Source organism: Streptomyces sp. P6-2-1, assembly GCF_050613165.1.
Lineage (GTDB): Bacteria > Actinomycetota > Actinomycetes > Streptomycetales > Streptomycetaceae > Streptomyces.
The window spans coordinates 2557674-2578236 of record NZ_CP192513.1 but is presented as its reverse complement, the minus strand read 5'-3'; the positions used below and the strand labels follow the sequence as shown (position 1 = coordinate 2578236).

The 20563-nt window shown below is 73.7% G+C and carries 15 protein-coding genes; 9 read left to right on the top strand and 6 right to left on the bottom strand.

Annotated elements, in window-relative coordinates:
• Positions 1–193: 193 nt before the first annotated feature.
• On the bottom strand, positions 194–586 hold the full coding sequence (locus ACQYWQ_RS11080; protein ID WP_431034169.1) for a chorismate mutase: 393 nt from the start codon (positions 584–586) through the stop codon (positions 194–196).
• 474 nt (positions 587–1060) lie between these two features.
• Between ACQYWQ_RS11080 and guaA the strand changes: the two genes are divergently transcribed.
• The gene (guaA, locus tag ACQYWQ_RS11075; protein WP_431034167.1) at positions 1061–2644 is read left to right on the top strand and encodes a glutamine-hydrolyzing GMP synthase; all 1584 of its coding nucleotides are present in this window, start codon (positions 1061–1063) and stop codon (positions 2642–2644) included.
• A gap of 95 nt (positions 2645–2739) precedes the next feature.
• Here the strand turns inward: guaA and ACQYWQ_RS11070 are convergent, their stop codons facing one another.
• Positions 2740–4047, bottom strand: coding sequence for an FG-GAP and VCBS repeat-containing protein (locus tag ACQYWQ_RS11070; protein WP_431034165.1), 1308 nt, complete (start codon positions 4045–4047; stop codon positions 2740–2742).
• 301 nt (positions 4048–4348) lie between these two features.
• Between ACQYWQ_RS11070 and ACQYWQ_RS11065 the strand changes: the two genes are divergently transcribed.
• The 4 genes from ACQYWQ_RS11065 (at position 4349) to ACQYWQ_RS11050 (ending at position 8504) form a co-directional block, all read left to right on the top strand.
• On the top strand, positions 4349–5617 hold the full coding sequence (locus ACQYWQ_RS11065) for a hypothetical protein (protein ID WP_431034163.1): 1269 nt from the start codon (positions 4349–4351) through the stop codon (positions 5615–5617).
• 133 nt (positions 5618–5750) lie between these two features.
• Positions 5751–6020: a hypothetical protein gene (locus tag ACQYWQ_RS11060; RefSeq protein WP_431034162.1), complete on the top strand. Its 270-nt coding sequence runs from the start codon at positions 5751–5753 to the stop codon at positions 6018–6020.
• A gap of 248 nt (positions 6021–6268) precedes the next feature.
• On the top strand, positions 6269–7150 hold the full coding sequence (locus ACQYWQ_RS11055) for a phosphotransferase enzyme family protein (protein WP_431034161.1): 882 nt from the start codon (positions 6269–6271) through the stop codon (positions 7148–7150).
• A gap of 790 nt (positions 7151–7940) precedes the next feature.
• Complete coding sequence (locus ACQYWQ_RS11050; protein ID WP_431034159.1) at positions 7941–8504, top strand: DoxX family membrane protein; 564 nt, start codon at positions 7941–7943, stop codon at positions 8502–8504.
• 14 nt (positions 8505–8518) lie between these two features.
• Here ACQYWQ_RS11050 and ACQYWQ_RS11045 read toward each other — a convergent pair whose 3' ends face one another.
• Positions 8519–8752 (bottom strand): hypothetical protein, encoded by a 234-nt coding sequence (locus ACQYWQ_RS11045; RefSeq protein WP_431034157.1) that lies wholly within the window; start codon positions 8750–8752, stop codon positions 8519–8521.
• Positions 8742–10130 carry a PspC domain-containing protein gene (locus ACQYWQ_RS11040; protein ID WP_431034155.1) on the bottom strand — a complete coding sequence of 463 codons (1389 nt, stop codon included), beginning with the start codon at positions 10128–10130 and terminating at the stop codon, positions 8742–8744. The genes ACQYWQ_RS11045 and ACQYWQ_RS11040 overlap by 11 nt, the downstream gene beginning before the upstream one ends.
• Positions 10131–10388: 258 nt before the next feature.
• On the opposite strand from ACQYWQ_RS11040, the gene ACQYWQ_RS11035 reads away from it, so the two are divergent.
• From ACQYWQ_RS11035 to ACQYWQ_RS11025, 3 genes are all read left to right on the top strand, one after another.
• Positions 10389–11669 carry an ATP-binding protein gene (locus ACQYWQ_RS11035; RefSeq protein WP_431034154.1) on the top strand — a complete coding sequence of 427 codons (1281 nt, stop codon included), beginning with the start codon at positions 10389–10391 and terminating at the stop codon, positions 11667–11669.
• A complete protein-coding gene (locus tag ACQYWQ_RS11030) occupies positions 11662–12372 on the top strand; it encodes a LuxR C-terminal-related transcriptional regulator (RefSeq protein WP_431034153.1) in 711 nt (236 codons plus the stop codon). The genes ACQYWQ_RS11035 and ACQYWQ_RS11030 overlap by 8 nt, the downstream gene beginning before the upstream one ends.
• A 196-nt stretch (positions 12373–12568) precedes the next feature.
• A complete protein-coding gene (locus ACQYWQ_RS11025; protein ID WP_431034152.1) occupies positions 12569–12922 on the top strand; it encodes a hypothetical protein in 354 nt (117 codons plus the stop codon).
• Positions 12923–13219: 297 nt separating this feature from the next.
• Here ACQYWQ_RS11025 and ACQYWQ_RS11020 read toward each other — a convergent pair whose 3' ends face one another.
• Positions 13220–14488: an NlpC/P60 family protein gene (locus ACQYWQ_RS11020; protein WP_431034150.1), complete on the bottom strand. Its 1269-nt coding sequence runs from the start codon at positions 14486–14488 to the stop codon at positions 13220–13222.
• Positions 14489–15913: 1425 nt separating this feature from the next.
• Here ACQYWQ_RS11020 and pcrA point away from each other — a divergent pair.
• Positions 15914–18400: a DNA helicase PcrA gene (gene pcrA / locus ACQYWQ_RS11015; RefSeq protein WP_431034148.1), complete on the top strand. Its 2487-nt coding sequence runs from the start codon at positions 15914–15916 to the stop codon at positions 18398–18400.
• Between the two features lie 146 nt (positions 18401–18546).
• Here pcrA and ACQYWQ_RS11010 read toward each other — a convergent pair whose 3' ends face one another.
• Entirely contained in the window at positions 18547–20199 is a 1653-nt protein-coding gene (locus ACQYWQ_RS11010; RefSeq protein ID WP_431034146.1) for a peptidoglycan DD-metalloendopeptidase family protein, read from the bottom strand.
• Between the last annotated feature and the right edge of the window lie 364 nt (positions 20200–20563).

Here is a 20563-nt window from a genome sequence, read left to right as displayed (position 1 = left end):
CCGCACTGGAGCGAGGTCCCACGACGCACCGCACAAGGCGGACGTCTCATCGCTCCAGCGAAGCCACGCGTGGTGTTGCGGTCCCGCACCTGGCCGATGCGGTCAACGGGACAACGACGCCCACGCCCGACTGGTCACGCACCGGTGACGGCCAGTTCGCCAGTTCCCACCCGCGGCCCGCGCGGGGCGCGCCTCAGACCCGCCCGCGGCTCAGTTCGAGCAGCGTCATCGCCAGCGCGGTCCCCGGCTTGCCGAGCGCGTCGCGGTAGTGGCTCAGGACCTCCATCTCGCGCGACAGGTTCACGCGCCGCCCGCCCGCCTCCACACGCGCCTTCTGCACGACGGCCGAGACGGCGGAGCGCTCCTGGATGAGCCCGATGATGCGGTCGTCGATCGCGTCGATCCGCTCGCGCGCGTCGGTGATCATCTTCTCGTGCTCGGGGATGGAGCCCGTGGGCGCCGTGGAGGGCTTGCGCGCCCAGCCCTGGGGGGCTGCGGCGGGGCCCTGCGGGGCTGCGGACCCTTCCGGGGTGGCGGCGGGAGCGGTGTCGGGGGTCTCGGTCGTCGTCTCGGGAAGACTGGTCATGGCAGGTGGCTCCTTCGGTGCCGGGGGCGGGTGGGCCCCTCGGTGGGCGGGACGGTTCGTCCCTGTCGTCGTCTGGTCGGGGTCTGTCGGGTGAAGGGCCCCGGGGCGACCAGGTCCGGAAACGCAGAACGCCCCGGGCCTTGTCGGCCCGGGGCGCCTGGTTACGTCGCTGTGCTCAAGCAGCACGACCCTGGCAGCCGGCGGGCCGGGTGCCATAGGTAAAGAGAAAGCCGTGGTGCGTGATCACGGAGCCAGTATCCCCCCTCCTACCCGGGCCGGGAGCCCGGGGGTCGGCAGCCGCCTGATCTGCGGCGGAATGGGTGACATCCGTCCCCCGTTAGACTCAGTACGAGGCGCGGTGCCGTCCGGGTGGAGCCCCGGCAGGCCCGCCCCGGGCGCCGTCCGGGACCCGTACCCCGTGCACCGGCGCCTTGTCCCGACTCCGCATCCCGCCGGAAGGCCGCCGCAGTGCCCGTGTCCCCCGCGTCAGACGCCGCCCCCGACACCGTTCTGGTCGTCGACTTCGGCGCCCAGTACGCCCAGCTCATCGCCCGCAGGGTCCGCGAGGCCCGGGTCTTCAGCGAGATCGTCCCGAGCGACATGCCCGTCGCCGAGATGCTCGCCAAGAACCCGGCCGCGATCATCCTCTCCGGCGGCCCCTCCTCCGTCTACGCCGAGGGCGCGCCCTCGCTGGACGCCTCGCTCTTCGAGGCCGGTGTCCCGGTCTTCGGCATGTGCTACGGCTTCCAGCTCATGGCCACGGCGCTCGGCGGCACCGTCGACAACTCGGGCGCGCGCGAGTACGGCCGTACGGAGCTGAGCGTCAGCAAGCCCGCCTCGACCCTCTTCGAGGGCACCCCGGAGGAGCAGCAGGTCTGGATGTCGCACGGCGACGCCTGCTCCGCCGCCCCCGCGGGCTTCGAGGTGACGGCCTCGACCTCGGTCGTCCCCGTCGCGGCCTTCGAGAACGACGAGAAGAAGCTCTACGGCGTCCAGTACCACCCCGAGGTGCTGCACTCCACGCACGGCCAGCAGGTCCTGGAGCACTTCCTCTACCGCGGCGCCGGCATCGAGCCGAACTGGACGACGGGCAACGTCATCGACGAGCAGGTCGAGGAGATCCGCGCCCGCGTCGGCACGAAGCGCGCGATCTGCGGCCTTTCCGGCGGCGTCGACTCGGCCGTCGCCGCCGCGCTCGTGCAGCGCGCGATCGGCGCGCAGCTCACCTGCGTGTACGTCGACCACGGCCTCATGCGCAAGGGCGAGACCGAGCAGGTCGAGAAGGACTTCGTCGCCGCGACCGGCGTCCAGCTCAAGGTCGTCGACGCGTCCGAGCGCTTCCTGAACGCGCTCGCGGGCGTGAGCGACCCGGAGCAGAAGCGGAAGATCATCGGCCGCGAGTTCATCCGCGTCTTCGAGCAGGCGCAGGCCGAGATCGTCGCGGAGAACGCGGCGGACGGCGAGGACGTCGCCTTCCTCGTGCAGGGCACCCTCTACCCGGACGTCGTCGAGTCCGGCGGCGGCACCGGCACGGCGAACATCAAGTCCCACCACAACGTGGGCGGCCTCCCCGAGGACCTGGAGTTCGAGCTGATCGAGCCGCTCCGCAAGCTCTTCAAGGACGAGGTCCGCGCGGTCGGCCAGCAGCTGGGCCTGCCCGATGAGATCGTCCAGCGCCAGCCCTTCCCCGGCCCCGGTCTCGGCATCCGCATCGTCGGCGAGGTCACGCGCGAGCGCCTCGACCTGCTGCGCGAGGCCGACGCCATCGCGCGCGAGGAACTGACGGCCGCCGGTCTCGACCGCCAGATCTGGCAGTGTCCCGTCGTGCTCCTCGCGGACGTCCGCAGCGTCGGTGTCCAGGGCGACGGCCGCACGTACGGCCACCCGATCGTGCTGCGCCCGGTCTCCTCCGAGGACGCGATGACCGCCGACTGGTCCCGCCTCCCCTACGAGACACTCGCACGCATCTCGACCCGTATCACCAACGAGGTGGCCGAGGTCAACCGCGTCGTGCTCGACGTCACGAGCAAGCCGCCGGGGACGATCGAGTGGGAGTGACGCTCCCCTGAGAGGGCGGGCCGGAGACCTTCCGGCCCGCCCTTTCGCGTACCGCCCTTTCCCCTCCGTCGCCCTTTCGCCTGCTCCGGGATCGGTCAGCGCCCGAAGGCCGCCCCGAACCGCGCCCCCTCGTTCCCCGTACGTCCCAGATCCCCCGGGTTCACGGCCCGGGCGCCGTCCGCCCCGCCCTTCGGCAGCACCCACAGCGCCCCCGAGTCCTCGGCATCCGTGTCCTCGCCCGGCGCCCCCACCACGAGCGCGGCGTCGCCGCCGAGGTCCCGCAGGGACACCGCGTCCCCGAAACGGTCCCCGGCCTCCGAGACCCCGGGCACGCCCTTCGTGTCCTGTGTGACGGCCGTCGCGCCCTCGCCCGTGAGCCCCTGCCCCGAGCCCTTGAGCAGCACCACGGACCCCGCGTCCTCCAGGTTCTCGCCGCCCCGCTCCAGCGCCTCTCCCGGCACCCCGACAGCGACGTCGGCGATGCCGTCCCCGTCGACATCCCCCACCGCGAGCGAAGTGCCGAAGCCGTCGCCGTCCTCGTTGACCCCCGGCACGCCCTTCGTGTTCTGCGTGATCGTGCTCGCCGGCTTCCCCGGCCCCGTCGCGGACCCGTACAGCACCTGCACCGTCCCGTGGTCGAAGTCCAGCTCCTCGACGAGCCCGTCGGGCACGGCCCGGATCACGAGGTCGTCGACGCCGTCCCCGTCCACGTCCCCCGCCGCCATCGCGCCCGCGATCGCGAGGGGGCGCGAGGTCGTGCCGAGGCCCTTCGCGCTCCCCGTCCACAGCTGGCTCGGGTGGCCCGCCTCCTCGAAGGAGTGCTCCGTGACGACGTCCGCCCTGCCGTCCCCGTCGAAGTCCCCGGAGACGATCTCGTCGGGCGCGAACGTCTCCTGCGTGTCGAGCCTCGCGGTACGGGCCGGGGCGCCGTCCCGCGTCAGCGGCCCGTACGCGACCGCGAGCCGCACGTCGCCCGGCCCCTCCGGTCCCGCGGCGATCAGGTCCACGTGCCCGTCCCCGTCGAAGTCGCCCGCCGTGAGGCCGGAATCCAGGTCGGCCCCCGTGACGACGGTGGGCGCGGCCGCGTAGCCGGAGCCCGTGCCCCAGTACACGGCGACCCCGCCCCCGTCCTCGTCGTCCCGCTGCACCGCGAGGTCCGCCCGGCCGTCGCCGTCCAGGTCGCGCACCACGGGCCGCGCGCCCGGCAGCTCGCGGTGCCGCGCCGGGTCGCCCTTCGTCAGGACGCTCACGTAGTCGCCACCCGGAGCCGCGACAACGATGTCCCCGGGAAGCGTGGCGGCGGCCCGGGGCGCGGCGGTCGCGGCGGGGGCGAGGGCCAGCGGAGCCGTGAGCAGCGCCGCGAAGGAGGCGCAGCGCAGGGCGAAGGAGAGCCGGACGGACATGAGTTCCTCCAGGAGCGGGGGTGATCTTTCCGTGTACGTACCTTCAGATGCGCGCCGGGCGCGAGAAGTTGGGGAGGGAATGTGCCTCTTGGGTGGTGTTCGGGTGACGCCGGGGGCGCGCGGCGCGCGGAGTGCGCCGGGGAGTCGTGCCGTGCCCCCTGCCCCGGGAGCGTCCCGCTCTCCCACGTAAGGCACAATTCCCGTACATCACAGCAGAGTTCGGCGCACCCGCCAGGTGGCGGGACGGGGGGCCCGCGGCCGCGTACCGGCGGGGGCTCGCGAGAGGGACGGGGACGGGCCGGTGGCGGTACAGCAGGACACGAGCCGGGAGCGGCACGAGGGCGGCTGCACCTGCGCGGACTGCCCGGCGGGCGCCCGCAACGGGCACCGGCGCGCGGTCGCCGCGTTCGTCAGGCGGCGCGAGGAACTCGCGGACGGCAAGGGCCTCCCCGCCGCCGTCGCGCACTCCGCGGGCGCCAGCCGCCAGTGGGTCTCCGACGAACTCGCCGAGTCCGCGCGCCTCGTCGCCGAACGCGGCCGCGGCGAACGCCTCTCCTGGCTCCACCGCCTGCGCCCCGCGACCTTCCTCGCCCTCGGCGTGGTCCTCCTCGTCCTCCTTCTCGTGCAGGGCCTCACCGCGCTCGGCGCCGGGTGGACGACCGCCCGCAGCGCCGGGCTCGTGGCCGCCGCGCTCCTCGCGGCGCTCCTCGCCGTCGCCGCGCACTTCCACCGCGCACGCGGCGGCGTGCTCGCGCCGATCGTCGGCGAGGACCAGCGCCTGTCCACCTCGCGTACCGTCGCCGCCTGCTGGATCGTCTTCAGCGTGTACGCCGTCCTCGTCCTCGCGGGCGAACTCGCGGGTGCCTCCGGGCACGACCGCCGCGCGGAACTCCTCGACGGCCTCGAACTCGGGCGCGGTGTCGGGCTGCTGACCGTGGTGGCGGCGAGCTGCGCGGTAGCGGTGCTCGTGCACTACACGGTGGGCGTACGGGTACGGGGACGGCGCCTCCAGAAGGTGCGCGCCGACCGGCCGCGCGCCGCCGACCTGCTCACCGACGACTCCGGGCACGGCAGTTTCACCGACAGCCAGTACGTGCTCGTGCACGCCGCCGCGCTCGTCTTCTGCGCGGTCCGGCTCGCCCGCCGCCCCGAGCAACTCCCCGATCTGCCCTGGGCGCTCGCCGTCCTCGCCCTCGTCTCCGCCGCCACCTACCTCGCGGGCAAGGCCACCGAGGGCGGCGGCCCCGTCATCCACTCCGTCGTCCGCACCCGCGAGGCCGGTGACCTGGACGCCCCGATCCGCACGGGCGACGACATCGAGATCCGCGGCGCCGGCTTCCTCCCCGCCGGCGCCGAGACCCCGCAGGCCCTCGTCCGCATGGCGGTCCGCATCGGCCAGGTCCAGGTCCACGTCCCCCTCATCCCGGTCCCCGGCGGCTTCACCAATCCGACCGACACCCTCCTGACGGTCCCCATCCCCGCCGAGGTCGAACCGGGCCGTGTCACGGTCCAGGTCATCACGGCGGCGGGGGTGGAGAGCAACGAGGCGGGAATGGACCTCGTCGACTGACGGCGGGCCGTGCACACGCGGTCACCGGTACGGTGAGCAGCCCGCGCGGGGGCACAGCGCAAGTGGTCGCGTACGGCGGCGATTCGGACGGAACCGAACACCGCACCCGCCGACGGGAGTTACGCTCTGTGGCGTGAACGCCGACACGGACCACGCCCTCCTGGAGTGGCGGGCCAACACCAGCACGAACGCCGCGACCTTTCCCGTACGCCTGCGCGCGGCCACGAGCCCCGGCACCTGGGACGCGCGCCTCACCACCCCCGACGAGGACAGCACCGAGGTCCTCGCCTTCCTCATCGACGCCGACCCCTGGTTCACCCTGCTCCGCCCCGACGCCCCACCCACGGAGGTCCGCGTCACCTCCTTCGACGGTGTCGACCACCTGCGCCTGACAACGACGTGACGCCCCGCCGGGCCCCGCCCGCGCACGCGAGGCCCCCGGCCGGGCGCGCTGCCTGTGCGTGTGCGCGTGTGCGCGTGTGCCCGTGTGCCCGTGTGCCCGTGTGCGCGTGTGGAGGGCGCGTGTGGGGGGGTGGGGCGTGGGGCCCGGGCCAGTGGGTGTCACCCTCCGCCCGTCCACGTCCGCCCGTCCCCGCGGCCGTCCACGTCCGCCGTAATCTCCTGCCGTAACCGCTCGCGATAATGCGGCACATGACTCCCTCCTCTTCCGGTTGGGCCACTGTGGCGCGGCTCGACGCGGCACGGATGGTGGACGCGCTGCGCGTACGGACAGGGGTGCGGCTCGTGCTGGAGGGGCCCTGCCGGGGCGGTGCTGTCGGGGCGGCGTATGTGCGAGGCGAGGAGGACGGACGGCGCGGGGTGCTGAAGTGGCGGCCGCACAGTTCCGTCGCCGCGATGCGGGCCGGGGCGCTCGCCGTCGTCGACGCGCTGCGGGACGCGGGGTACCCCGCGCCCGCGACCGACCTCGTCACCCAGGTCGGCGACGCGGTGGTCACCGTCCAGGAAGTCCTGCCGGGTACGGGCATCGACCGCCTCACCCCCGCCCACCTCGATCAACTCCTCCGCCTCAACGCGGTCCAGGCGGACCGCCTCACGGGCCTCGGCGGCGTTCCCGCCGCCGCCCTCCACCTCCGCGACGACGGCCCCGGTTTCTGCCTCCATGAACCGCTGCGCCGCCACAGCCCCCGCGCCGCCGCACTCGAACGCCGGATCTCCGCCCTCGCGGACCGGTACCCGCCCCTGCTCCCCGGGGACGACGCCGTCCACTACGACTTCCACCCCGGCAACCTCCTGGCCGACGGGCAGGACATCACCGGCGTCATCGACTGGGACGGCGCCGCCCGCGGCGACCGCCGCTTCGACCTCGTCACGCTCCGTTTCGGCCTCCACGCCACACAGGCGCCCCCCGCCGTGACCGACCGCCTCGACGCCGTCCTCGCCACCTTTCCCGACCACATCCTCACCCCCGCCTGGGCCCATATGAGCCTCCGCCTGACCGACTGGGCCATCCGCCACCCCACCCCCTCAGGCCCCACCCCCTGGCTCGACCTCGCCGACCGCCACCTCCCCTGACCACCCCCCTCCCCGCCCAGCACCCCCCACCCCGTGCCCCCGCGCAGGGCAGCCTGCCCCCCCCGCGTGAGCCCCGTGCCACCGCACGAACGCCCCCGACGGCTGCCCGGTCCGTCCGCGCGGTGGTGCGGCCCGCAGGTGCCGGTGCCGGGTCCGTGGGTGTGGTGGTGCGGCCGGTGGGTGCTGGTGCCGGGTCCGTGGGTGCGGTTGTCCGGTCCGTCCGCGCTGGTGCCCGAGTTCGCGGGTGCGGTGGTCCGGCCCGCACGTGCTGGTGCCGGGTCCGTGCTGCTGCCGCCCCCATGTGCCGCTCCCCGGTCCGTCCGTGCCGCTGCCTGCCCGCGCTGCCGTCCGGCCGTTCGTTCTGCCGCCCGGTCCGCCGGTGCTGGTGCCCGGTCCGTGTCGCTGTCCGGCCCGCCCGTGCCGTTGTCCGGTCTGCCCGTGCCGCCATTGGGCCCGTCCGCACGGCTGGCCGGTCTGCCCGTGCCGTTGTCCGGTGCGTCCGCACAGCTCCCCGGTCCGCCCCTGTCGCTCTCCTGCCCGCCCCTGCCACCCAGCGGCCCGCTCCCGCTCTCGGACGCTCGCCCGCGCCGCCGCGCGGTTTCCCGGGCGCCTCCGGTGCCCGCAGGCCGCCGCTCTTCTTTGTTCCTCTCTTCTTTGTTCCTCACCTCCGCCCCGGCCGGTCAAGAGTGCCCCGGGGGTGCGTAGGGTCGAACGCGGTGGGCCCCGGGGGGTGTGGTTCCGGCGGTCGCCGCTCCGATTCCTCCCGTGTCCCCCGAAAGGCGGCGAACCGATGACCTCCGGTACTCCCCTCCTCCCGTCCGGCCCCGGTGGCGGGGTGGGCAATCCGCCGGACGGCGGCCTGCGGGCGCGGCTCGGGCGGTACTCCCTGCTCCCGCTGCGCGTGTTCCTCGGCGTCACGTTCGTCTACGCGGGCATCGACAAGCTCACTGACAGCGCCTTCCTCTCCTCATCGGGGAACGGTTCGCTCGGCGACCTCCTGCGGTCCGTGAAGGGGAGCGCCGGCGTCCCGGCCCTCGTGGATCTCGCCCTGCACAGCCCGGTCGGCTTCGGCTACGCGCTCGCCATCGGGGAACTCCTCGTCGGTCTCGGCACCCTCCTCGGGGTCTTCGGCCGCGTCGCCGCTCTCGGCGGCGCGGTGATCTCGCTCTGCCTGTGGCTCACGGTGAGCTGGTCGTCCACGCCGTACTACTACGGCAACGACCTCGTCTACCTCATGGCCTGGCTCCCGCTCCTGCTCGCCGGGGCCCCCTACCTCTCCTTCGACTCCTTCCGTTCCGGGCGCCGCCGGGCCGTCTTCCGCAACGGCGGCTTCGGCAACACCTGGAAGCGCTGAGCCCTGCCCCGCGGTCAGCCCGCCGGTGGCGGATCGTCCGCCGGGTCCGCGCGCCGTCGTCTGGCGCTCCGCACCCCGTACCCCAGCAGACCCGCGAACGCCGCGAGGACCAGCGCGCCAGCGGCGAGCGGCAGCGCCGTCCACCACGGGATGTCGGCGCCGCCCGCGAGGCCCGTGAGGTAGAGCGCCGCGGCGAGCAGGAACGAGAGGCCCAGGACAAGCCGCGCGGGGCGGAATTCAGTGCGCACGGTCCACCACCAGCTCTCCCAGCTCGACCCGGGCCCGCAGGACGAGCGTCCCCTCGGGCGGGGCGCCCTCGCGGGCCGGGAGTGTCCGGGTCCTCCGCTCGTCGAAGGCCCCGTGCATCCGGTCCTTCGCGTAGCCCGGCAGGCGCAGGCCGCCGAAGCCGATGTCGGAGCGCAACTCCACCTTCGTCCCCGCGGGCACGAGCACTTCGAGCCGGCCCGCCTTCACCTCGACCCCCGTCCGTACGGTGCTGTCCTTCTCGAAGGGCACGTCCCGCAGATCGAGCGAGGCCGTGCCCGTCCCGACGTGGTACTCGGGGCGGATCCCGGCGACCGATGTGGGCCGCCAGTCCGCCGTCTGCCAGTCCGCCGTGATGTCCTTCGGGAGTGCCGCCGACGCGGCCAGGAGCCCGCAGGTGACCAGGGCGAGCGCGACCGTGCCGCCACCGATCCTGCCCGCGAAGGCCCCCACGGCGAGCCCGATCCCGAAGACCGCGAGGGCGAGCGAGAGCCCGAGCACGAGACTCGACCTCAGCGGCTCGCTGTCCCACGTGGACCCCGCTCCCGCGACCCCCGCGATGAGCGCGGCCAGGAACGTCCAGCCCCCGATCCCGTACCGCCGCGCACGCGAGCCGTCGTCGCCGGAAGGCACCGGCGGGACGGGCCCGGCGGGGCCCGCCGGGCCCTCGCGGTCGTCCTCGCCCGTACGCCCCGTCTCCGGGCCGCTCGTCGCCGTCCCGCCGTCCTTCGTGAGCGAGATGTACACCTCGGGGGCGTACTGGGAGGGACCCCACAGGTACACCTCTGCCGCGAGCGCCTCCTCCGTCGGCGTCAGCGGCCCCTCGCGCCACCACGCGGGCGCCATCCGCATGGGTGGTGCCTGCGTCTCCGGTGGCGCGTCCGCCCCGGTCCGCTCGGCCGCGGCCGGGTGGCCGGGCCCGCTCTCGCGCCGCCGCGACCAGTACCCCGCGCCCGCTGTCAGGAGAAGCACCAGGGAGGAGAAGAAGAGGACGTCGCCGTCCCCGAGCGTCGAGAGGAAGACCCCGCAGCCGACCAGGACGGAGAGCAGCGCGGCGAGCCCGGGACCGCCGACCTGCCCCGTGAGCATCCGGCGGCCCTCGCTCTCCTCCTCGTCGTCGTAGGGCACCACGAGCCACACGAGGCCGTACACCACGAGCCCGACGCCGCCCGCGACGGCCAGGACGGAGAGGACGACACGGAAGATCACCGGGTCGACTCCGCACTGCCGGCCCAGGCCCGCGCTCACGCCGCCCAGCACTTTGTGCCGGCGGTCGCGGCGGAACCCGCTCCAGAAGGGCGTGGACCCGCCCGCCTCGGTAGGCGGGGGCGGCGGCTGAGCGCCGGTCCGGGAATCTGTCATGTGTTCATGGTGACGGCTCGGGACCTCTCCGGGCATCAGGGATCACCCTGAAAGAAACCCTGAGACAACCCTGAGAAGGCCGCCTCCACCGCGGCTCTCGTCGGGAACGCGGGAAACACGTCAACTGCCGTGTCACGGAAAGGAGATGGGTGGCGCCTCGCCGGAAGGCCGATTTTCGGCGCCTCTCAGGGAAACCTCAGGGTCGTTCTAGGGGAGAACCCTGATGTCGAGCGCGTTTTCGCATGTGAGGATCGAAGCATGTCGGAAGCCACCTCGGTACCCAGCGCACCGGACCGGCCTCCGCGCAAGCTCTATCGCAGCGGTGAGGGCCGACTGCTGGGAGGAGTGGCGCGGGGTCTCGCCGGGCACCTCGGGCTGCCCGTCTTCTGGGTGCGCGTCGCCTTCATCGGTCTGCTCCTCGTCAACGGGCTCGGTGCCCTGCTCTACGCCGCCTTCTGGTTCTTCGTCCCGCTCGGCGCCGGGGGAGTCGGGGCACCCGCCGGGTCCGGGCCACGTCCCCGGGTCCCCTGGCGTGCGCGGGTCGCGAAGAGCACCCCGCGGGACCGGGGCCAGCTCATCGCCCTGCTGCTCATGCTGATCGTCGCGCTCACCTACGCGGCGAGGACGGACATCGGGGACACCGCGCGCGGCTACCTCGTGCCGGGTCTCCTCGTCGGCGCCGGGGTCGCGCTCGTCTGGCGGCAGGCGGACAACGCCCGGCGCGCCCGCTGGGTCGAGATCGGCAGCCGCCGCCGCACCCTCAACGTGCTGCGCGCCGCTGCCGGTGTCGTCCTCGTCGGCACGGGGGTCTCCGTGATCATCGTGCTCCAGGGCTCGGCGCAGCATCTCGGCTCGGCCTTCCAGGCGGCTCTCGCCGTCCTCGTGGGGCTCGTCCTCCTCGTCGGCCCGTACCTCATCCGGATGACACAGGACCTCTCCGAGGAACGCCTCATGCGGATCAGGGCGCAGGAGCGCGCCGAGGTCGCCGCACACGTCCACGACTCCGTCCTGCACACGCTCACGCTGATCCAGCGTCACGCCGAACGACCACAGGAGGTGCGGCGGCTGGCCCGCGCCCAGGAGCGGGAGCTGCGCGAATGGCTGCGGCGCCCGGAGGGCAGCGGGCGGGAGAAGGAGGAGGAACCGACGCGGCTCGCCGACGCCGTACGGAGGACGGCCGCCGAGGTCGAGGACAAGCACGGGGTGCCGCTGGAGGTCGTCATCGTCGGGGACAGCGAACTCGACGACGCGCTCTCGGCGATGATGCAGGCCGCGCGGGAAGCGATGGTCAACGCCGCCAAGTACGGTGGCGGCGGCGAGGTGCAGGTGTACGCGGAGGTGGAGGCGGGGCAGGTATTCGTCTCCGTGCGGGACCACGGTCCCGGCTTCGACCCGGAAGCCGTGCCACCGGACCGCATGGGAGTGCGAGAGTCGGTCATCGGCCGGATGCGGCGCAACGGAGGGCGGGCGAAGATCCGTCCGGCCCCCGGTGGGGGAACAGTGGTGGAGCTGGAAATGGAAAGGGTGCGGGATGAGTGAACCGGAGGCGACGGGCGCGGGCCCGGGCCAGGAGCCGGACGCGCGGGTGGTGCGCGTCGTGCTCGTGGACGATCACCGCATGTTCCGCGCCGGGGTAAGGGCGGAGATCGACCGCCCGGCGGAGCACGGTGTCACGGTGGTCGGCGAGGCCGCGGACGCCGACGCGGCGGTGCGGGGCGTGCGTGAGCTGATGCCCGATGTGGTGCTGCTCGACGTGCATCTGCCGGGCGGCGGGGGGCTCTCGGTGCTCCAGCGGTGCGCCGACCTCGTCACGGACGCCGAGCGGCCGGTCAGGTTCCTGGCGCTCTCGGTCTCGGACGCCGCCGAGGACGTCATAGGAGTCATCCGGGCCGGCTCACGTGGCTACGTCACCAAGGCGATCAACGGCACCGAGCTTGTCGCGGCGATCCACCGCGTGCACGAGGGCGACGCCGTCTTCTCGCCGCGGCTCGCCGGTTTCGTGCTCGACGCCTTCTCGAACAACACGGTCCCGCCCGTCGACGAGGAACTCGACAAGCTCACCCAGCGCGAGCGCGATGTGCTGCGGCTGATCGCGCGCGGCCACTCGTACAAGGAGATCGCGAAGGAACTGTTCATCTCGGTGAAGACCGTCGAGTCGCACGTGAGCGCGGTGCTCCGCAAGCTCCAGCTCTCCAACCGGCACGAGCTGAGCCGCTGGGCCGCCGCCCGCCGCCTCGTCTGACCACGCGAGCCCGCGCGCCGCGCCGCGCGGGCCGACGGTCCCGGGGCCCTGTACGGCCCGGGGCCTCGTACGGCCCGGGGCCTCGTACGGCCCGGGGCCTCGTACGGCCTGGTGGTACCGCGGCTCGGCGGGGCTCGTGGGCGGCCCGTCCTACCCGCCCGCGGGTGCTCCGTGGTGCCCGCATAGGCTCGCCGTCATGGACGTCCTCATCAATGTCTTCGTGGGCCTGCACATCATCGGGATCGGCGCGTTGCTCGGCGGTTTCCTCACGCAGATGAAGGCGATGGGTGCGGGAACGGCTCGTTTCACGCCCGCGATGCTGCACGGCGCGCTCACGATGCTCGTGACCGGGGCGGTTCTCGTCGGCCTCAACCAGGCGCAGGACTACTCGCTCAACAACGTGAAGATCGGCATCAAGCTCGCCGTTCTCATCGTGGTCCTGGCCCTCGTGTACGTGAAGCGCGACGACGAGCGCGTGGCGAAGCCGCTCTTCGGCGCGGTCGGCGGGCTCACCCTCGCCAACATCTTCATCGCGGTCCTCTGGCACTGAGCCGGCGGCCGTCGTCCGTGGCGGTCCGTACGCTCCCGGCGTGACCACCGGCGACCGGATTCCCGGCCGCGAGCCGGGGGTGCCCCCGCTGTGGGGGCTACGAGGCCGCGGCGGTCCACCGGGCGCCTCACCGCCCGACGCGGTCGGATCGCCCGACGCGGCCGAGATCGCCCGACGCGGTCGGTTCGCCCGGCACGGTCGGCGCACGGTGGCCGAGGCGTGCGAGGTGACGCGCGGGAGGGACGTGGTGCCCGGCGGGCGCGAGGCGCGCGACCGGTACCGGGCGGGGCAGGGGGGTCAGGCCGGGCGGACGACTCCGTAGATCGGCATGTAGTAGATGGACTCGACGCGGACCGAAGCGCCCGGCTTGGGGGCGTGGATCATCTCGCCGTTGCCGATGTAGAGGCCGACGTGGCTGATGTCGTCGTAGAAGAAGACGAGGTCGCCGGGGACGGCGTTGTCGACGCTGACGCGCGTGCCGACCTCGACCTGGTCCCAGGTCGTGCGGGGCAGGTCGATCCCGGCGGCCTTCCAGGCGGCCTGCGTGAGCCCCGAGCAGTCGTACGAGCCGGGTCCCGTCGCGCCCCACACGTACGGCTTGCCCATCTGGGCGCGCGCGAAGGCGATCGCCTTCTCGGCCTTCGCGGTGTACGAGCCGGAGGCGGAACCGGTGCTCGTGCCCGTACTCGCGCCCGTACCCGTGCCGCTGTCCGTCGCGGCCGGGTCCTTCTTCTCGGCTGCCGCCTCCGCCGCCGCCCGTTCGGCTTCCGCCTTCTCCTTCTGCCGGGCGGCCGCCTCCTCGGCCTTCTTCTTCGCCTCCGCCTCCTTGCGGCGCTCCAGCTCCGCGAGACGCGCCTTCTCCTCGGCGGTGAGGCGGGTGAGCAGCTCGCGGGCCTCCGTGAGCTTGCCCTGCACCTCGGTCTTGCTCGTGCGCAGCTCCTGCTGCGCGGTGGTGAGCTGGTCGAGGCTCTCCTGCGCCTTGACGCGCTTGCGGGCCGTGGCTGCCTGCTGGTCGCGGAACTCCCGTACCTTCGTGTGCTGGTCGGCGGCGAGCCGGTCGAGCACGTACTTCTGGTCGAAGAAGCTCTGCGGGTTGTCGGCGAGGAGCATCGTGGCGGTTCCGGCGAAACCGCCGCTGGCGTCGCGGTACTGCGCGGCGGCGTAGCGGGCGAGATCCTCGCGGGAGTGGTTGAGGTCCTCGGTGGACGAGGCGAGCGCGTCGATCAGGGCGTTGGCCTCGGCGCGCTGCTTGTCGGTGCGCTCCTTGGCGGCGTTGTACTGCTGCGTGGCGGTGCCGGCCTCCCGGTAGAGGCGGTCGACCTTGCTCTGGACCTCTTCGACCGAGGGCCGCGAGGTGCCCGGCTCGGCGCTCGCCTGTGGGGCGAGCAGCACGACGGAGGTGAGTGCGGCGGTCGTCACGCCGAAGCCGGTACGTGCCAGGGCGGGGTTCGGGCGGCGCGGCTTGCGGTGGGCGGGGGCCCGGCGGGCGGGGACGCGGTGGCCGGTGGCACGGGGGCCGGTGGCACGTGGGGGCGCCTCGGAAATGGGGGGCACGCTCGACGTCACGCCGCACGCTCCTTTCGGTCGGGCAGGCGGTGGGGGGCCGCGCCCGGCACGTTAGCCAAGCCGAGGGGGGCGGGGGAAGGACGGTAGGCGATATGCCCGATAGATTTTCGTCCCGCGCCCGCGCTCGCGCCCGCGCTAGTCCCGCGCCGCCCGGCCCGTCCCGCGCCGCCGGTCCCGTCCCGCGTCGCCGGTCCCGTCCCGCGTCGCCGGTCCCGCGCCCGCGCCGGTCCCGCGCCGTCCCGTCCCGCGACCGTCCCGCACTCCGACCCGGCCCGCGCGGAGCCACGGCCGCCGAGCGCCCTTGACCCGCCGCGCGCCCGCGGCCCCGTTGACCGCCCCCGGCCCTGCTGAGCGCCCTGGCCGCTGAGCGCCCTGGCCGCTGAGCGTCCTGGCTGTCGAGTGCGCCGGCTGCGTCGAGTTTCGGTCCGCCGAGTGTTCCTCGTTCTGTGAGGTGGCCCGTTTCGTCGGGAGTCCTTGCCTGGCGCGGTGTGGTGTCGCCCGTGCCCCCGCTGTTGCGTCGCGTCCTTTGGCCAGCCGGGCGTTTCCCGTTCCCCGCCGTTGCGCCCGCGCCCCGTCCGGCCCGCTACGCCCGCGTCGATGACGTCCGCCCTGCCTGTGGCCGTAGCGGCCGCGCCTCGCCCCGCTCGCCTCGTTGAGGCCCGCTCCGCCAACGCCCGCTCCGCCAGCGTCGCTCGTTCTGCCAGGCGCCCCCCGTTCTGCCCGTGCCGTCCGGCGGCCGCGTGGCTGTCCAGCGCCCCGTCCGCTCAACCCCTCCGCCCGGCGCTCCCGTTTCGCCCGGCGTGGTTTCGCCCGTGGGCCCCCGGTCCGCCCGGCCCCCAGCGTCCCCGTTTCGCCCGGCCTCCCGGCCCGCAGCGCCCCCGGCGCCCCGTGCTCCAGCCCGCGCGGCCCTGGTCCCCTTCCCGCTCCGGCTCACCCCGCCCCAGTCCCAGGCCCTTCCCCGGTTCCGCCCGGCCCCCAGCGTCCCTGTTGTGCCCGGCCTCCCGGCCCGCAGCGCCCCGGCGCCCCGTGCTCCAGCCCGCGCGGCCCCCGGCCTCCAGCCCGCCCCGGCCCCCGGTCAACCCGGCCTTCGCCGGTGGTGCGGCTTAGTCCGCCTCCGTCCTGGCCTTCGCCGTGGTGCGGCTTAGTCCGCCCCTGTCTTGGCCTTCGCCGTGGTGCGGCTCAGTCCGCCCCGGCCCTCCGGTCAACCCGGCCTTCGCCCTGGTGCGGCTTAGTCCGCCCCCGTCCCGGCCCCCACCCCGCTCCGGCTCACCCCGCCTCCGTCCCCACCCCCCTTCCCGCTCCCGCTCACCCGGCCCCATATCCGCTCCCCTTCCGCCCCGGTTTCTCCCCCGGTTCCGCCCCCCTTCCGCCCCGTTCCCCGTCGCGCCTCCGGTTGTCCGTGGGGGCGCCTAGACTCGGGAGGCGATGAGCAGCCTCTTTGATGACAGCTTTCTGGCGGATATGGCCTCCTCCCCGGCATCGGGTGAGGAGGAGCCCCCTCCGCCCCCCGAGGACGGGGTCCAGGCCGAGGAGATCCCGGCCGACCTGTTCGGCGGGAAGTTCGACGCGCCTCCGCCCAGGGACGCCCACTACCGCGACGGCGCGCCACGCCCCGTGATCGACCCGGCCGCGCTGCTCACCGGGCTCAACCCGGAGCAGGCCGCCGCCGTCGTGCACAGCGGCTCGCCGCTGCTCATCGTCGCGGGCGCGGGCTCGGGCAAGACCCGCGTCCTGACCCACCGCATCGCGTACCTGCTCGGTCAGCGCGGCGTGCATCCGGGCGCGATCCTCGCGATCACCTTCACCAACAAGGCCGCGGGCGAGATGAAGGAGCGCGTCGAGCAGCTCGTCGGGCCGCGCGCGGGGGCGATGTGGGTCTCGACCTTCCACAGCGCCTGCGTCCGCATCCTGCGCCGCGAGTCGAAGAAGCTCGGCTTCACGTCCTCCTTCTCGATCTACGACGCCGCCGACTCCAAGCGGCTCATGGCGCTCGTCTGCCGTGACCTGGACCTCGACCCGAAGCGCTTCCCGCCGAAGTCCTTCACGGCGAAGATCTCGAACCTCAAGAACGAGCTGATCGACGCCGAGGCGTACGCCGACGAGGTCGCGGGCGAGGCCGCCGGAGCCTTCGAGAAGACGCTCTCGCAGGCGTACACGATGTACCAGGCGCGTCTGCGCGAGGCGAACGCGCTGGACTTCGACGACATCATCATGACCACGGTCCACCTCCTCCAGGCGTTCCCCGACGTCGCCGAGCACTACCGCCGCCGCTTCCGGCACGTCCTCGTCGACGAGTACCAGGACACGAACCACGCGCAGTACACGCTGGTCAAGGAGCTGGTCGGTACCGCGGGAGGCGAGGGGTACGAGGGCGGCCCCGCGCCCGAGCCCGCGGAGCTGTGCGTCGTGGGGGACGCGGACCAGTCCATCTACGCGTTCCGCGGGGCCACGATCCGCAACATCCTCCAGTTCGAGGAGGACTACCCGAACGCGACGACGATCCTCCTGGAGCAGAACTACCGCTCCACGCAGACGATCCTCTCCGCCGCCAACGCCGTCATCGAGCGCAACGAGAACCGCCGCCCGAAGAACCTGTGGACCGAGGCGGGCAACGGCCCGAAGATCACCGGGTACGTCGCCGACACCGAGCACGACGAGGCGCAGTTCGTCGCCGACGAGATCGACCGGCTCACCGACGCGGGCGACGCGAAGCCGGGCGACGTCGCCGTCTTCTACCGCACGAACGCGCAGTCCCGTGTCTTCGAAGAGGTCTTCATCCGCGTCGGACTGCCCTACAAGGTCGTCGGCGGCGTCCGCTTCTACGAGCGCCGCGAGGTCCGTGACGTCCTCGCCTACCTGCGCGTGCTCGCCAACCCCGAGGACAGCGTGCCCCTGCGCCGCATCCTCAACGTGCCCAAGCGCGGCATCGGCGAGCGCTCCGAGGCGATGATCGACGCGCTCTCGCAGCGCGAGCGGATCACCTTCCCGCAGGCGCTCAAGCGCGTCGACGAGGCGTACGGGATGGCGGCGCGCTCGGCGAACGCGATCAAGCGGTTCAACACGCTGATGGAGGAGCTGCGCACGATCGTCGAATCGGGCGCGGGCCCCGCCGTCGTCCTGGAGGCCGTGCTCGAACGTACGGGGTATCTCGCCGAGTTGCAGGCGTCGACCGACCCGCAGGACGAGACCCGTATCGAGAACTTGCAGGAACTCGCCTCTGTCGCCCTGGAGTTCGAGCAGGAGCGGAGCGACGAGGAGGGAGCGGGGACGCTCGCGGAGTTCCTGGAGAGGGTCGCGCTCGTCGCCGACTCGGACCAGATCCCCGACGAGGAGGACGGTGACGGTGTCATCACGCTGATGACGCTGCACACCGCGAAGGGCCTGGAATTCCCGGTCGTCTTCCTCACCGGGATGGAGGACGGCGTCTTCCCGCACATGCGGGCGCTCGGGCAGGTCAAGGAGCTGGAGGAGGAGCGGCGGCTCGCGTACGTGGGCATCACGCGCGCCCGCGAACGGCTCTACCTCACCCGTTCCACGCTGCGCAGCGCCTGGGGCCAGCCGCAGTACAACCCGCCCTCGCGCTTCCTGGAGGAGATCCCCGCCGACCACCTGGAGTGGAAGCGGACGGGCGCGGCGCCGGCGAAGGCGGCTTCGGGCCCGGCCGCGGGGATCGCCGCCTCGCTCTCCTCCTCGCGCGCCCGCCGCGGAGCGCCCGCGTTCGCGACGCGGAGGGCGGAGGAGAAGCCGGTGGTCGCGCTGGCGATCGGGGACCGGGTGACGCACGACCAGTTCGGGCTGGGGACCGTGGTGGGTGTGAAGGGGACGGGGAGCAACGCGGAGGCGACAGTGGACTTCGGCGGCGAGAAGCCGAAGCGGTTGCTGTTGCGGTACGCGCCGGTCGAGAAGCTGTAGCGCAGAGCGCGGGGGCGTGGGTGCCTAGGTGCGTGGGGCTCTGCCCCGCGCACCGCCCCTCCGGCGGCCCCTGCCTTCGGCCGGAAGGTGTCCTCTGGGCCCCGGCGCAGCCCCGGCAGCCCCGGCAGGTGCCCCCGGGAGGGGCTCTACGCCGGGTCCAGGCCGTGGCTGCGCAGCCACGGGAGCGGGTCGATCGCCGCGCCCCCGCCGGGCCGTACCTCGAAGTGCATGTGCGGGCCGGTCGAGTTGCCCGAGTTCCCTGAGTGCGCGATCACCTGACCCGCCTTCACCGCGGTCCCGCTCGGGAGCGTCGTGCTGGAGAGGTGGCAGTACCAGGTCTCCGTGCCGTCCTTCGCGGTGAGGATCGCCATGTTCCCGTACGCGCTGTTCCACTGGCTCCGCACGGTGCCGTCGGTCGCGGCCATGACGGGAGTGCCGTAGGCGACGGGGAAGTCGATGCCGGTGTGCTGCGACATCCAGTTGACGCCGGCCTGCCCGAAGTAGGCGCTCAGGCCGTGCTGCGTGACGGGGAGGACGAACTTGGGGCGCTCGCGCTCCTTGCGCGCGGCCTCGGCGAGCGCGGCCTTGTGCTCCGCCTCCTTCTTCGCCTTGAGGTCGATGCGCTCCTGCGTACGGCTCGCGCGGTCGGCGACGTCGTCGGCGGCGCGGGAGAGGTCGGCGAGCTGCGTGTCGAGCTTGTTGTTCGCGGCGGCGGCCTTGACGGGTGAGGACGGGGCGCTCGCCGTATTGGCGTTGCCGCTGTCGCCGCCGAAATCGCCGACCGAAGCGGCCGCGACCCCCGCGACACCCATGACGCACGCCGAGGGCACGGCGATGGTGAGGAGCGCGGAACGCTTGGCGGGACGGCGCCTGCCGCGCCCGCGCGCGCCGTCCGGCTGCTCGCCCGGCTCGTACGGGGGCGCGTCGGCGCCGACGACGGGGAGTTCGCCGGTGTCGCCCACGCGAGGCTCGGGCGCGTACTCGGGCGCCTCGGGCGTCCGCTCCCGTGCCTCGGGCGTGGGCTCGTGTGCCTCGGGCGTGTGCTCGCGCGCCTCGGGGGCGGGCGGGGCGGCGACCGGGGTGCCGTGCGGGGGCGTGCTCAGGTCGGGGTGGCCCGGCGCTGCCGCGTTCCACGCGGAGGCGTCGTACGTACCGGTGTCGGCGCCGGAGTGGCTCAGGCCCTCGGACGCCCCGCCCTGCCCGGGCATCGCACCCGGCTGGTGCGGCAGCGGACCGCTGTCGTAACGCCCCTCGCCCCAGGGGGAGTTGGCGTAGGTCTCGGCGGGGTAGGCGTGCCCGCCCTCGTAGGCCTGGTAGCCGTAGTCGTAGGCGGGCGGCTGCGGTACGGCGTACGGGTCGGCGGCGTACGCGTTCGCGGCCGTGCCGGTGGGGTACTGCTCGGTGGGGAATTGCTCGGTGGGGAACTGCCATTGCCCGCTGTCGTGGGCGCCGGGGGCGTAACCGCTCGTGTCGTAGGAGCCGGTCGCGTAGGTGCCGGTGGCGTACGGGTCGTAGCCGCCGTACGCGGCGAAACCGGCGCCGTCCGTGCCGCCGTCCTGTGGGTAGCCGCCATAGCCCTGGGCGGGCTGGGCCTGGGCCTGCGGCTGGGCGGTGTAATCGCCCGTGCCCTGGTAGGAGGCGTACGGGTCGTGGGCCGCCTGCGCACCCCAGCCGTACTGACCGCCGGGCGCCGACCCGTCCGCCTCGTACTCCGTGTACTCCGCGTACGCGGTGGGGGCGGAGCCGGGGGGCGAGACCGGGGAGCTGGTCCCCGAGGGGTGGCGGTCGTTCACCAACATCTCTTTCGCCTCGACGGCAGGGCAGGGAATAGAGATCCCCGGGCGGAACTGGCGGCGACTGTACCCGCCGGTTCGTGCGGCCGACAATCTTCCCGGGGTTTCGTCGCCTGGGGAAAAGGGCATTCGGCCGGGTTTTGGGGGAGAGCGGGCAGCGTGCCGGAGAATTGTTCGGGCCGTTTTCGATTTCTCCGTAGCGGCGCGTCCGGTCATGGCCCACGCCTGACGGCCCGGCACGGAACCGTGCGCCGCGCCGTCCGCGCGAAAGGCCGCTGGTGGGCGGGCGGGGCGCGGCCGGAGCGGGGTCGCGGGGTGGTGCGGGGGCTTCCGCGCGGCGCGTGCGGAGGGTGAGGGCGCCCCATGTGTG

Coding starts and splice junctions, on each gene's coding strand:
- ACQYWQ_RS11030 (WP_431034153.1), top strand. CDS start 11,662: ATGAGTGAACCGGAGGCGACGGGCGCGGGCCCGGGCCAGGAGCCGGAC.
- ACQYWQ_RS11070 (WP_431034165.1), bottom strand. CDS start 4,047: ATGTCCGTCCGGCTCTCCTTCGCCCTGCGCTGCGCCTCCTTCGCGGCG.
- pcrA (WP_431034148.1), top strand. CDS start 15,914: ATGAGCAGCCTCTTTGATGACAGCTTTCTGGCGGATATGGCCTCCTCC.
- ACQYWQ_RS11035 (WP_431034154.1), top strand. CDS start 10,389: ATGTCGGAAGCCACCTCGGTACCCAGCGCACCGGACCGGCCTCCGCGC.
- ACQYWQ_RS11010 (WP_431034146.1), bottom strand. CDS start 20,199: ATGTTGGTGAACGACCGCCACCCCTCGGGGACCAGCTCCCCGGTCTCG.
- ACQYWQ_RS11055 (WP_431034161.1), top strand. CDS start 6,269: ATGACTCCCTCCTCTTCCGGTTGGGCCACTGTGGCGCGGCTCGACGCG.
- ACQYWQ_RS11025 (WP_431034152.1), top strand. CDS start 12,569: ATGGACGTCCTCATCAATGTCTTCGTGGGCCTGCACATCATCGGGATC.
- ACQYWQ_RS11050 (WP_431034159.1), top strand. CDS start 7,941: ATGACCTCCGGTACTCCCCTCCTCCCGTCCGGCCCCGGTGGCGGGGTG.
- ACQYWQ_RS11080 (WP_431034169.1), bottom strand. CDS start 586: ATGACCAGTCTTCCCGAGACGACGACCGAGACCCCCGACACCGCTCCC.
- ACQYWQ_RS11040 (WP_431034155.1), bottom strand. CDS start 10,130: ATGACAGATTCCCGGACCGGCGCTCAGCCGCCGCCCCCGCCTACCGAG.